Origin of the sequence: Corynebacterium sp. EPI-003-04-2554_SCH2473622, from assembly GCF_001665955.1 — a bacterium.
Classification (GTDB): Bacteria; Actinomycetota; Actinomycetes; order Mycobacteriales; family Mycobacteriaceae; genus Corynebacterium; species Corynebacterium pseudodiphtheriticum.
In genome coordinates, this window is the sequence record NZ_LZMN01000039.1 from 39,111 (window position 1) to 51,205 (window position 12,095).

The following is a 12,095-nucleotide window of genomic DNA, read 5'->3' on the forward strand; positions in this document are numbered from 1 at the left end:
GCTTAACTCCGTTCTTTACGGATTTTCATATCCGAGCTGTGCCACAGACCGCTGCGGGTGTGCTCGCTGTAGTCGATCGTAGCTTCATCCGGGGCATTGCCTGCAGAATCGCGTCGCAGCTCGTATTTGTGCACCGCACCCCAGTCGCGGTTCCAGTCGCCATCCAAATAGCCGGGGATTTCATAGGACCAGTTCACAGCTTCTGCCGTGGCCATCGCGCCACCACCGTAGTAGTCCTGGAAACCGCCCAGCTGGGATTGCGCATCAGAATCCGGCAACACGCGGAATTCTGGGATCTCTGTGACGCCTGCGTAGTGGTCAAACGGGCGCTGGCACGGGAACTGGAAGGCCGTCGACCAGTCCAGCAGTGCCGGGGTATCGCCGTCGAAACGTTGGCTCACCGGCTCCAACTCCGGGTTGCGTGGCGGGGTCAGCGCGATCCAGTCTTCCGGGTCCAGCGAATAGTCCTCGGCCACCAAGCGCACCACGTCGGCGTCTTCGGGGATTTCCTCCAGTGGGAAGCGCAGGTTGCGCCAGTCCGGGCGCTGGCCGACGTCCATCATCTCCACCTTCTTGGTGTTTTTGACCTTGCCATCCGCACCGCGGGTGCCGTATTCCAGCAACAGCTCTTCGCCTTCTTGCTCGATGCCGTTAATGTCGTGGTGGGCGATGCGACCAGCGGCCGAGACCACCAGCAGCGGGGCCGACTCGCGGCGTTCCGGCAGTTCATACCAGCCCGTGCTCAGCTCTGCGGCTGCCTGTGGCTCGGATTTATCCACCCACGAACCCAACACTGGCACCCGGTTATAGTCCAGGTTGAATGGCAGACGGATGGTGGATTCGTTTACGCCAGCATCGGCACGGTTACCGTCCTGGGTCTCCTCAGTCGATTCCGAACCCTGGCCCGCGCTGGTTGGCGAATCGGCATCACCGATCACACCGACAGCAGCTGAATCGCCACCATCCGGCTCGATCTCAGAAGGCACACCATTCGGGGTGAAACCGCGCGAGTCACCAGCCTCGAGCGATTCGCCGAGTTCCCCATTAACCGGACGCAAGAACGAATCATTGGTATTGGTTTCTAACAAGGCGTCGTCGGCAAGCGCGCAATGGTCCCCCGTCAACGCCTGCAGATTTCCTTTGCCGATGGAATACGACGGGTATTGATCTACAAAAGCTTTCGCGAATGACGCCATCGACAGCGCAACCGCTAGCGCAGAAACCACCGCGATTGGTGCCGCCATTACACCAGCCCAACGCGTATTGCGTTCTGGTTTCGGTGAGCGGAAAGAATAAACGACGCCGACCAGCAACACGATCAGAGCCAACAGCAACACAACGTTGGTGGCTTCGACACCGCGCAACTGGATCGTGCGATCCCACCAAGGGATACCAAACGACGACACATACCACCAGGCATTCCAACCGGCCAGAGTGAACGCCAGCAGGAACAACACGCCTGCGATCGACAGCACACGAGCGCGCCGGGAGCGCACCGCTACCTGCGAAAGCACCACTGCACCCAGTGCGGCGATTGCGGCGGCAATACCGGCATAAATACCGAAGTGGTGGGTCCACTTCGTTGGGGTGAACATGAGGAAGAACAGCGAGACGAAGACGATCAACACCAGGCGCAACGCCGGGCCATTCGCCATCTTCCGGTCCCGCACAAATGCGTACAGAATCAGGGCGATGCAGGCGAACATCACCACCGGGCCGAAGCGGCGGGTAAACGAGCCATCCACGGTTTGTTCAAACAAGGTCTGGTAGCGGACGAACTCGAAGAACCACTCCAACGACGGACCGACCTCGCCGCGCACGCGGGTAGATTCCATGACCGTCGCGATGGTTTGGTTGTTGAAGATCATCACCATGATCATGGTTCCGGCAGCCAAAAACGGTGCGATCATCGCCGCGGCCGTCAGCTTGCCACCTTCCAACAACTGCAGGCGGTAGAACAGAATCCGCAGCAAATAAGGCAGCGCGATCAGGAACGAACCGACCGCAAACAGTCCCGTCGGTCCCGCGGCCAAGGTGACCGTTGCGATGAAGGTGCCAATCGCCGCAGGCAGCAGACGCTGAGCCACAATCGCCCGCTCAAAAGATACCCAGGTGAGCACCACTCCCAGGGCGACGAATGGCTCCGGGCGGATACCGTTGTTGAAAGGCAACCAGAAGGCCAAAAACACTAGCGCGGCGGTCCAATGTGCCACGCGTCGTTCGTTCACCATCTCGCCCAGGCGCGGCAGAATCTCGCGGGAAAGTACCCACCAGATCGCCAGACCACACAGCAGCGCAGGCAGGCGCATCCACAGCGAGTTCGTGGATACCGAAGCAAAAAGCGCCAGCAGATCGTAGTACGGGGTACCAAACGGTGATTCCGGCACGCCATACCAGCGGTAATAATTCGCCATATAATCGGCGTGTTCAGTCACCCGCGCCATCGTCAGGATATAGCCGTCGTCCGAGGTGTTTGCACCAAAAACGTGCCAGAACGCCAGCACCGCCACCACTAGGCCATCCAGCGGGCGCAACTTAAACCAATGCGGCGGCAGCACCCGCAGGTCCTTTCGGCCATCCAGCAGATCCATCCGCGCCAAAGCGATCAGCGAAAGCACCATGAAGAACACACCCAGCCCCATCGCCAGCGATTTCGCGAGCGTTGGGGTGGAGGTAAACCGCGAGTTGATCTCCACGTCCACATCCAGGCCTGCTGCGGTCAGCGTGGCCACATTTTCCGGAGTGTCCTCGATCTCGGTGTAAATGCCGGTGACCTGCGGGCGCAGATCATCTTCCGTCTCCGCGGAATGCTTGCCGACGGCTACCTCAGCACCGTCAGCAGTAACCGCAATATCGATCAGTGCGTCGTCGGCAAGCGCAGCGACCTGCGATTCCTGCAGGCTCAGTAGCACCTCGTCGAGCGCAAAAACGTCCAAGCCACCATCGGTAGAACGCACGAATAGCCCGCGGTTGGAGGCCTCAGTGGAATCCTCCGGGACCGTGCCTAACACCAGGGTTTGTTCGTCGCGCAGCTGATCCAGCGCAGAAACCGGAATCGTGGCATGGAAAGATTCCGGGGCCACGGAAATCAGTGGTGCGTTGACGGAATTCAGTGAGTCATTTTGCGGCCAAGCAAACGAGGATTGCGTTTGGGTGACCGGCAGCAGCGGAGTGGCAATAAACAGCAAAAAGCCCACGACGCCGGTGATGATCGCCGTGAGTTGGAGCTTTTTTGCATGTGCGGCTGCGGTGGGGTTCGAGGCGCTGTGGGCACTGGCTGCTCGCTGTGCTGATTCCTCGGTTCCGACTGACTGGGGGTTGAGAGGTTGAGGTGACACAACGTGTCAGTTTAGCCCAGCCGCAGCCGAAAATTGGTCTTGACTGGGCCCTTGTTCTGGCCCATGTGACCAGCGCACTATTGGGTGTGCTTACTTGGTGCGATTAATCACCACATAAGGCCCGATCTGTTCGACATCCCACAAACTTTGGTCTGCGAAAACCTCGGCGTTGAAAAATACCCCTTGATAGGCCACATTCGGGTTATTCGGGTACAGATCCACCGCGATGTGCGTCTTGTATTCCTCGTCGTTTTTATCGCCGCGGAAGACGAAAACATCCGGGCCCTTCCACTGCTCATCCTCCAGAGCGGCGGCGAAATCCTGGGGGTCGGAAAGCTCTTCGAATGACGCTTCCGCCCAATGCTTGATGGTGTCGTTGCGCTCTGTGAATTGCCCCATCGGGTTGGCATAGTGCGAGGTGAAACCATTGAACCCATAGAACGGGTAATAAGACAGCAGCAGGTTTTCGTCGGTTAGCACAACCGTTTGCTGTGGGGAGTGGCCTGCAGCACCGAGCGTCGCGACGATCTTCTGGAAGTATTTCGCCGAACCTGGGGCGAATTGGTCGGCGCGTTCGCCGTAGCCGTCAGTGTCGGTATAGGCGTGGTCAATTTCATCTTCGTTGGTTACGGAAATCTGCTGCGCATAGCCAATGCTGATTGCTACCAGTAGCACTGTGAAAGCGCCGGAGAGCTGGCGGGCGGACAACGTGAGCTTCCGAGACTCGAAAAAGCGCACCACCGCGGTGCGGTCGGCATCGGCGAAGGCGAAAAAGCCTGCGGTTGACAAGATCAGTGCGATCGGTAGTTCGATGCGGAAGCCCAGCAGCGTGGAGCCCAACAGCGTCATCAACATTGAGGCCAGCACCCAGCCGTAGAGCACGATGGTGGCGATTAACAACGGACGGCGCTTGCTGCGCAGCACCAAGTAGAGCAAGCCGAGCAAGCTGAAGAAGCCGAGCGCGGAAAACTCGAAAAATGGCAGCGGAACCTGCGTTCCTTCGGACGGCAGGAAGTGCTGAGCGACTGACGACGGTTTGTAGTCTGCCGTGGCTACCAAATACAGGTATGGGCCCCATGAGATGGCAGCGATAGCCATAGAGCCCAGCCCCATGACCGCCAGGCGGATAAACGGTCCGAGGTTGCGCCGACCCGGTTGGCTGGTCCAGAAATAGTGGATGGTCAGCACAATGGTGATCAGTGCAGTCACGCCGACGAACAGCGTGTACATTGTGGCGGAAACTCCCAGGTAGACCGCCACACCAGCGACAGCCAACCAGGAGCCACGCACTGCGCGGGCAGCCATCACTACCGCCGGAGCGATACCCATGCCGACGATGGCAGCATAAGGTTCATCTGCCGCCATAGAAAGCGTCACCGCAGTATTCGCGAGCGCCAAAGTCGTCGCCAGGGGCAACGATCCGGTTAAGGCTTGCCACACGGGAACGAGCAGCGCGGCGGCCGTCGCCAAGGACACTAGCGCCCACGGCTGATAAACCTCCCAACCGGGCATATCCAGCAGGTTCGCCAAACGCCCGCCACCCCAGAACCAGCCCAGCGGGTAGTAAGTGGGCATATCCAGGTAATTCATGTCCTGGTAGCCCAAGTTGGTGGCGGTGCGGGTGAGGAACTGTGTGCGGAACAGCTGGTCTACTTGCAGGCCGTCAAGCCACAGGCGAGTGGCAGAAAGCGGAATACCCAGCGTAGCGATGGTCAGCCCGGCAGGCGAGAGATAGCTGACTAGGTAAGTCAGCGCGGTACGCCATTGGGGCTGTGCGCGGTTGTCAGTTTTGCGCCACTGCCACAACAACACGGCCACCAGCACGAGCAAGCCGACCGCGAATGCGGTGGCCAGCGCGCGGGTGACCATAGAGGTATTAAAAGCCGGTAGATTCGTTCGATCCAGGATGATCCAGGCGACGAGTGCGACGACAAAACTGCCCAGCCCCGTGCAGGCTAGGGCCGTGAAAATCTGGGGCCGGGTGAGTTGGTCTGGTTTGTTCATTCAGGGTTTCTTGTCGGGCAGGCAGGAAGCTTAGAACGGCAGGCGACGGAAAATCGCCTGTGGGATGAACTGGAACGCCAGCGAGACGTAGCGGAACAGCGGGTGGACGAAGATATTGTCCTTGCCGTCTTTGATCGCCTCGACGGTGGCCTTGGCGACGTCGTCGACGTTGACGGTCAGTGGCGCCTCGCCGGCTTCCGCCGACATCTTGGTGCGCACCTGGCCTGGGCGCACGACCAGCACGTTCACGCCGGAATCGCGCAGGGCTTCACCCAAGTTGACGTAGAACCCGTCCATGCCTGCTTTGGCGGCACCGTAGACGAAGTTGGAACGACGCACACGCATACCCGCCACCGACGACAACGCGACGATGGTGCCGTGGCCCTGCTGGCGCATTTTCTGGCCGAGTGCCACGCCCACCGACACTGGGCCGGTGTAATTCACCTGGGCCGAAGCCACCGCGGCTTCGTGGGATTGCCACAATTCTTCCTGGTCGCCCAAGGTGCCGAAGGCAACCACCGCGACATCCACATCGCCGGTAGCGAATGCTTCCTCCAGCACGGCTGGGTGGGAATCGTAATCGGTGGCGTCGAAATCAATGACGTTGACCTCGCTGGCACCGGCATTTTCCAGGGTGCGCTTAGAATCAGCCACGCGCGGCGAATCCTTGCGCGCAGCCAGAGTGACCTTGGCTGGGCCGGCCGCCAGCAATTCGCGGGCGATGCCGACGCCAATTTCACTGGTTCCGCCGAGCAACAAAATGTGCTGGGCTTGACCTACAGCATTCAACATAAAAATAGGGTCCTTAAAAATCTTTGGGGATTAGTGCAGCTTGTGGGCTTAGCGTAGCTTGTGGGTTTAGTGCAGTTCCAGACGACGCGACATATCCGAAGCGAACACGCCGGTCGGGTCAATCTGATTACGGGTATCCAACCACGACTGCATCTGTGGGTACATCTGGTGGAATTTCTCCGCCGAGGTACGCGATTCCTTTGCCAAGTACAAGCGGCCGCCGAAATCCAGCACGCGCTTGTCCAACTCGTCCAAGAAGTGCCCCAGGCCCGGTTTGATGGGGAAGTCCACACAAATATTCCAGCCCGGCATCGGGAAGGACAACGGAGCGCGGTTGCCTTCGCCGAAGAGCTTGAAGACGTTCAGTGCACTGTAGTGGCCCGAGGCCTGGATGGAACGGACGATGGACTTCAATTCACTCGTGGCTTCGCGTGGCACCACGAATTGGTACTGCAAAAAGCCGCGCGAACCATAGCCGCGGTTCCACTCGCCGATCAAATCCAGCGGCTGATAGAACTGCGTCAGGTTCTGCACCTGGCCGCGGTATTCACCGGATTTCAGCCACCAAGCCTGGCCGACGGCTTTCATCGTCAGTTTATTCATGGTGAAGTTTGGGAAAATATCTGGCACGGTCACAAGCTGCGGTGCGCTGAACTTCAACGGGTCCTTCGCCAGTTTCGGGGAAAGCTCTTTCAGCTGGTCCAACGTCGCCAAGCTGCCACGGGAAATCGCGGCGCGGCCTAGTTTCGGTTCCGGGCTGATGGCATCGAACCACGCCGAGGAGTAGGTGTAGTTGGTCTCGGAGCCGTCGGCATGAAACTCGATGGTTTCGTCGAAGTTACTGGTCAAATCACCATCGGCAATGAAAAACGCGGTTTCGGTCTTGGTCATGCGGATCGTTGCATGCACGATGATGCCGGTCAAACCCATGCCGCCGACGGTTGCCCAGAACAGCTCACCGTCTGGATCATCCTCGGAGCCTTCCGGCTTCAGCGTCAGGATCTCGCCACTGGCTACCAGCAGGTCCATGGATACGACGTGGTCACCAAAAGAACCAGCCGAGTGGTGGTTTTTGCCGTGAATATCCGGCCCGATCGCACCACCGATGGTCACCTGGCGCGTACCAGGCAGCACGGGAACCCACAGGCCATACGGCAGGGCGGCCTTCATCAACTGATCCAGGGTCACGCCACCATCGACGACCACCAAGGCGGTGTCCGGGTCGATGGAATGGATCTTGTTGAAGCGCTGCATGTCGATGACCAAACCACCCGCGTTTTGGGCCGGGTCGCCGTAGGAGCGGCCCATGCCGCGGGCGATGACGCCGCGCTTGAGGTGGTCGGGCTTGTCAGCGTTGTCGTCGGCAACCTGCTTGACGGCCGCGACGATGGTGTCGAGGTCTTCCGTGCTCAGAACTTGCGCGCGGGTTGGGGCAGTGCGGCCCCAGCCGTGCAGGGTGGCTTCGCTGGTGTGTAATTCCATAATTACTACTATAAGTCCATCAAATGGCGGATGGGGGCAGGCAACTCGTCCTGTGAGGTGATCGTGTCTCCGTCGTATTCGCGCAACAGGCGATAGACCTCGCGCCGGGAGGTGCTATCCAGCATGGGAAGCTCCTCGGCGAACAGTCGCGTCATGAACTCATTGAGCGGCAGGTTGGTTTCCTGCGATGCAATATAAGAGCCGTTCAGACGGTCATTTTCGGCGTCATAGGAGTCTTTTTTCCGTTTTCCGAACATGCTTTAAGCCTACGTGTTCTGGCCTGCTCGTCTACCCTGGGGCGTATGCGCAGGCACAGCAACGTCGTGTATTTGCGGGAGCGGACTGTCATCGTGCGGGCTTCCCTGGTGCGTGACGATTATGAAATTCACCGCCATATCGGGGTCTCCGAATCCCTGGATTTGGCGGAGCTTGCCGACGTGTTGGCCACTTGTTTTGATCTGCGTGATGAGCAAACCCCCTGGCACTTCACGACGACGGGTCGCTTGCCGACGAGCTTGCGTGTAGAAACCTCCCGGCTCGACCCACAGCATCTGGTTGGTGAATACCTGGGCCGCGAGCACGCCGGTTTGAATTTTCACTGGGGCCTGTGGGTCTTTCAGTTACAGACCGTGGAGACGTACCCGCGCGATAAGGAAACCCCGGTGGCGTTGTGCGTCGGCGGCTCGGGCTCGTTTTTGGGCAGTAAATTTGATCTCACCGCGATTAACGCGCAGTTGACGGGGCCGGATGCCATTGATCAGGTGTTGGCGGAGGTAAACCCGGAAGTTGGGGCGTTGATTCGCCGTTCCGGCGTGACGGATCTGGTGCCGTTGTTGCAGGCGATTGATGTGCGCCGAGAGTGCACGGTCGATGCGCAGGTGCGCGCGCGGTTGGAACAGTTGCCGCTGGAAACCGAGCCGCGGCGCAGGGAAGCGTTTTGGGCTTGTGTACTGGGCCTTTCGTGCATGGGTGGGTCGGAAATGACCGACGAGATCGCTGGGGTGTTGTTTGCTGCGCTGGGGCATTCTGGGCAATCAGGCCAGACAGGCCAGACAGGCCAAAGCATTAAGCCACGCCAGTTGTGCGCGGATTCGCTTGCCGTGTTGGCACAGTGTGTGGCGGCGGTGGCGCCGGTGGACCGGTTGGATGTGTATCGCGTGGTGTTGCGCGGTGCCGATGCTGCCGGTTAGGTAGGATCTGTGCAGTTGTTGTTTGCCGTTGCTGGTTTTGCCGTTGCTGGCAGATTGTTTGCCGAGAAAGTCGAGTGAGTTTCATGCCTAAGTTTTCCGCGGTACAGGCGTTGCGTTCGTCGTCGGTGGATGATTCGAAGAAGCTGCAGACGCAGTCGCTGAAATTCTTGCTCACGGGCATCGTTGCCGCGATCGTGGACTTTTCGTTGACGTGGATTCTGCAGATCGGCCTGGAAGCCTTGGCTCCGTTTTGGGCTCGTACCGTTGGTTTTATTTTTGGCACGCTAACGGCGTATTTGTTGAACCGTGCGTGGACGTTCCGGGCGCAGAAATCCTTCCGACGCTTCGCGGCGGTGGCGTTGCTGTACACGATGACGTATCTGATTAACGTCGGTGGTTCGCGCCTGCTTTTCGAGTTGTTTTCGGAAGTTTTCGGCTGGGCAGACTCGATTGCGCTGGCGGTTTCGTTCGTGATCGCGCAGGGTACTGCCACGGTCATCAACTTCTTCGTGCAGCGCCTGTTCATTTTTAAAAACGCTGAGCCGATTTAACGCGCAACCCCCAACGTCAGATTGTGAGGTTCCTTGATGGAGTCAATGGAATCAATGAAAAATACTTTGCAGCCTGCTCCACCTGACAAGATTTTTCTAGCTTATGTCAACCGAAAGCCGCTGGATAATATGGATATGAGGTGGGGTAAGCAGGTCCTAGCTGGCGCCAGTTTTAGTGAAAATGAGGTGTTGGATTGGATAGAAAAAGGTAAACAAGTTGAGCATGATATTTGGTATGAAGAATTAATCCTGGAAAATCCTCACGAAGTCTCCGGCACACCAAAAGAAGTTTTTGTGTATTTCAGTGGTATTACTTGCGAGGGCTGGGAGGAAGACTTTGAGTGGATGGATCCGGTGGGGCGTAGAGCCACTATTCCAATGAATTATGTGGGTGTGCCACGGCCTTGGCCAGCGCAAGCTGAAACCGGAGAGGAATATGGTGACATAGTGTGGAATCGGCAGGATCTTCATCTCTGGAGGGTTCCGTGTCCTTGGATGAGTGCTTATCTTCTTGCCCCGTTTCCTCATGCCAGCAGCCCAGATATAAACTACGGCAAACCTTGGACAGTCTAAATTAATCGATGTTCCCGGCCCGGGCAGCCGACAGCGGTGTCATGGCGCTACCTGCAAAGCCCAGGTAACAGTTTTCTTAGCCCTGAGGTCGACGGAAATCTTCCGTGCGTCCCCGATTATGCAGGCGCAACCAGTTTTTAAAACCAGCGAAATCACGGCGCTGCACCAAGAAGAACCACCCAAAGCGGGCGAATTCCTGCGGCAATAGCTTCTTCATTCCACGCTGCCACAAGATATAACCGCGGTTGCGGTATGTGAAAAATCGCTTTCCTGGATTATCGGGAAATTGCGTGTGCATCTTGCCACCGAGAATCGGCTTGAACTCGTCGGCACCATCCGGGTGTAAATACGCCGCGGTCAGGCACGTGCCAAAACGTAAACCGGAATTGACCAGGCGGCGGTGGTATTCCACCTCATCTCCACGGATAAACAGACGATAATCCGGCACACCGATCTGTTCCATGGCGGCAGCCGAAATCAGCGCGCCGTTAAACAGCGAGGCGATGCCCGGCAAAAACTCGCCGTCCAACTCGTCCACGCGCCGACGCCAAACCAGGCCCTGCCGCAGCGGAAAGGCCAGGCGCTGCGGATCGTTGATATTGCACACGACTGGGCTGACCTGGTGCAGCCCGTGGGATTCGGCCACGGAATACAGCTTGTCCAGCACGTGCTTATCGGCGGGGCGGCCGTCGTCGTCGGCACACCAAATGGCATCCGCGCCCAGCGCGAGGGCCGTGAGAAAACCATAAGCGAAACCGCCGGCACCACCTAGGTTCGTGTGGCTCGGCAAATAGTGGCCACGCGCGCCAGCTAATTCGTCGACAAGCGTTTCCACCGCAGCTTCCGCTCCATTGTCGACGACGATGATCCAGTCAACCGGGTGCGTTTGCGCAACCACCTGCTCAAGCGAGGCACGCAATAATTCGGCACGCCGGTGGGTCACGATCACCGCGGCGGTCGTACCTGTACGGTGTAGCGACGACGTAGAGGCCGGCTCTGGCGAAGCAGAAGAAGCTGTCATGGGATCCATCCTATTGCTGAGGTTGGGGGTAACTCTGGAAACGCTTAACTCTGGAAGCGTCGTACCAGATCACGCACGTAATTACCGGCATCGACGCCTTCGTAATCCTCGACGACGTCCTCCACGCGGCCCACGGAACGGATCTCGCCCTTGTCCACCCATAACGCCGTGTTGCACAACTGCGCCAAGAAATCGTTGGAGTGCGAAGCAAACACCAAAATACCGGCGCGTTTGACCAGCTCTTGCAGGCGCACGCGGGCTTTGGCCATGAAGGCGGCATCCACGGCGCCGATACCTTCGTCGAGAAGCAAAATTTCCGGCTCAATGGACGTGACCACACCCAGCGCCAAGCGCACCCGCATACCCGTGGAATAGGTACGCAGCGGCATGCGCAGGTAGTCGCCGAGCTCGGAGAACTCCGCGATCTCGTCCATTTTCTTTTCCATCTGCTTGCGCGACTGGCCCAAAAACAACCCGCGGATGATGATGTTGTCGTAACCCGAAATCTCCGGGTCCATGCCCACGCCCAAGTCAAAAACAGGCGCGACGCGGCCACGAACATCGGCGCTGCCACGGGTGGGCTCGTAGATGCCGGACAGCAGGCGCAGCAAGGTAGATTTACCTGCGCCGTTGTGGCCGACGAGCCCGACGCGGTCGCCTTCGCGCAGGTGCAAGTTGACGTCACGCAGCGCTTCGACGACGACGGTGTTGCTGGCGTTTTTCCCCAACGCGCCGCCGGCGGTGGACAGCATTGCTTTTTTCAGTGAGCGCGACTTGGCATCGAAGATCGGGAAATCGACGCAGGCGTTGTAGGTATCGATTGAGACCATGGTGGAAACTCCTTAAACAATCCCGCAGGATGAAACCCAGCTAAATTAAACCCAGTAGCTAACGCGGAAACGCCAGCGCTTCATCGCCAGCAACGCCAGACCAAATCCGGCGACGGTGCAGCCCAGCACAACCCACCAGTGGTAGGCGTCGACAGGCTGGCCGATCAGCGGGCCGCGGACGATTTCGAGGTAGTGGAATAGTGGATTCAGCTCCACCAGGCGGGCTGGGCCTTCGATACCGTCGCCGCCTTGTTCTTCCAGCGTGCGCACCGTCCACACGATGGGGGTGACATAAAACAGCAGCTGGGTCCTTG

10 protein-coding genes and 1 pseudogene are annotated in these 12,095 nt (G+C 58.6%); 3 read left to right on the forward strand and 8 right to left on the reverse strand.

Going from position 1 to position 12,095, the window contains the following annotated elements; all coding sequences use genetic code 11:
- Nucleotides 1–2 precede the first annotated feature (2 nt).
- From A5774_RS03805 to A5774_RS03825, 5 genes are all read right to left on the reverse strand, one after another.
- A complete protein-coding gene (locus tag A5774_RS03805) occupies nt 3–3,338 on the reverse strand; it encodes an arabinosyltransferase domain-containing protein (protein WP_197490245.1) in 3,336 nt (1,111 codons plus the stop codon).
- A gap of 90 nt (nt 3,339–3,428) precedes the next feature.
- A complete protein-coding gene (locus tag A5774_RS03810) occupies nt 3,429–5,342 on the reverse strand; it encodes a galactan 5-O-arabinofuranosyltransferase (protein ID WP_023018548.1) in 1,914 nt (637 codons plus the stop codon).
- 30 nt (nt 5,343–5,372) lie between these two features.
- Nucleotides 5,373–6,134, reverse strand: coding sequence for a decaprenylphospho-beta-D-erythro-pentofuranosid-2-ulose 2-reductase (locus A5774_RS03815; protein WP_064833444.1), 762 nt, complete (start codon nt 6,132–6,134; stop codon nt 5,373–5,375).
- A gap of 66 nt (nt 6,135–6,200) precedes the next feature.
- Entirely contained in the window at nt 6,201–7,616 is a 1,416-nt protein-coding gene (locus tag A5774_RS03820; protein ID WP_064833446.1) for an FAD-binding oxidoreductase, read from the reverse strand.
- 8 nt (nt 7,617–7,624) lie between these two features.
- Nucleotides 7,625–7,873, reverse strand: coding sequence for a hypothetical protein (locus A5774_RS03825; protein WP_021353564.1), 249 nt, complete (start codon nt 7,871–7,873; stop codon nt 7,625–7,627).
- A gap of 45 nt (nt 7,874–7,918) precedes the next feature.
- On the opposite strand from A5774_RS03825, the gene A5774_RS03830 reads away from it, so the two are divergent.
- The 3 genes from A5774_RS03830 to A5774_RS11660 all read left to right on the forward strand — a co-directional run bounded on the left by A5774_RS03830 (nt 7,919) and on the right by A5774_RS11660 (nt 9,930).
- A complete protein-coding gene (locus A5774_RS03830; protein WP_064833448.1) occupies nt 7,919–8,806 on the forward strand; it encodes a hypothetical protein in 888 nt (295 codons plus the stop codon).
- A gap of 83 nt (nt 8,807–8,889) precedes the next feature.
- The gene (locus A5774_RS03835) at nt 8,890–9,357 is read left to right on the forward strand and encodes a GtrA family protein (RefSeq protein ID WP_023018545.1); all 468 of its coding nucleotides are present in this window, start codon (nt 8,890–8,892) and stop codon (nt 9,355–9,357) included.
- A gap of 45 nt (nt 9,358–9,402) precedes the next feature.
- On the forward strand, nt 9,403–9,930 hold the full coding sequence (locus A5774_RS11660) for a hypothetical protein (RefSeq protein WP_231892335.1): 528 nt from the start codon (nt 9,403–9,405) through the stop codon (nt 9,928–9,930).
- Nucleotides 9,931–10,006: 76 nt separating this feature from the next.
- Here the strand turns inward: A5774_RS11660 and A5774_RS03845 are convergent, their stop codons facing one another.
- From A5774_RS03845 to A5774_RS11465, 3 genes and pseudogenes are all read right to left on the reverse strand, one after another.
- Entirely contained in the window at nt 10,007–10,951 is a 945-nt protein-coding gene (locus tag A5774_RS03845) for a glycosyltransferase (protein ID WP_064833452.1), read from the reverse strand.
- Between the two features lie 44 nt (nt 10,952–10,995).
- Complete coding sequence (locus tag A5774_RS03850; protein WP_064833454.1) at nt 10,996–11,781, reverse strand: ABC transporter ATP-binding protein; 786 nt, start codon at nt 11,779–11,781, stop codon at nt 10,996–10,998.
- A 45-nt stretch (nt 11,782–11,826) separates the two neighbouring features.
- Nucleotides 11,827–12,095, reverse strand: a pseudogene (locus A5774_RS11465) (ABC transporter permease); the annotation flags it as partial.

Coding starts and splice junctions, on each gene's coding strand:
- A5774_RS03810 (WP_023018548.1), bottom strand. CDS start 5,342: ATGAACAAACCAGACCAACTCACCCGGCCCCAGATTTTCACGGCCCTA.
- A5774_RS03850 (WP_064833454.1), bottom strand. CDS start 11,781: ATGGTCTCAATCGATACCTACAACGCCTGCGTCGATTTCCCGATCTTC.
- A5774_RS03830 (WP_064833448.1), top strand. CDS start 7,919: ATGCGCAGGCACAGCAACGTCGTGTATTTGCGGGAGCGGACTGTCATC.
- A5774_RS11660 (WP_231892335.1), top strand. CDS start 9,403: ATGGAATCAATGAAAAATACTTTGCAGCCTGCTCCACCTGACAAGATT.
- A5774_RS03815 (WP_064833444.1), bottom strand. CDS start 6,134: ATGTTGAATGCTGTAGGTCAAGCCCAGCACATTTTGTTGCTCGGCGGA.
- A5774_RS03835 (WP_023018545.1), top strand. CDS start 8,890: ATGCCTAAGTTTTCCGCGGTACAGGCGTTGCGTTCGTCGTCGGTGGAT.
- A5774_RS03820 (WP_064833446.1), bottom strand. CDS start 7,616: ATGGAATTACACACCAGCGAAGCCACCCTGCACGGCTGGGGCCGCACT.
- A5774_RS03845 (WP_064833452.1), bottom strand. CDS start 10,951: ATGACAGCTTCTTCTGCTTCGCCAGAGCCGGCCTCTACGTCGTCGCTA.
- A5774_RS03825 (WP_021353564.1), bottom strand. CDS start 7,873: ATGTTCGGAAAACGGAAAAAAGACTCCTATGACGCCGAAAATGACCGT.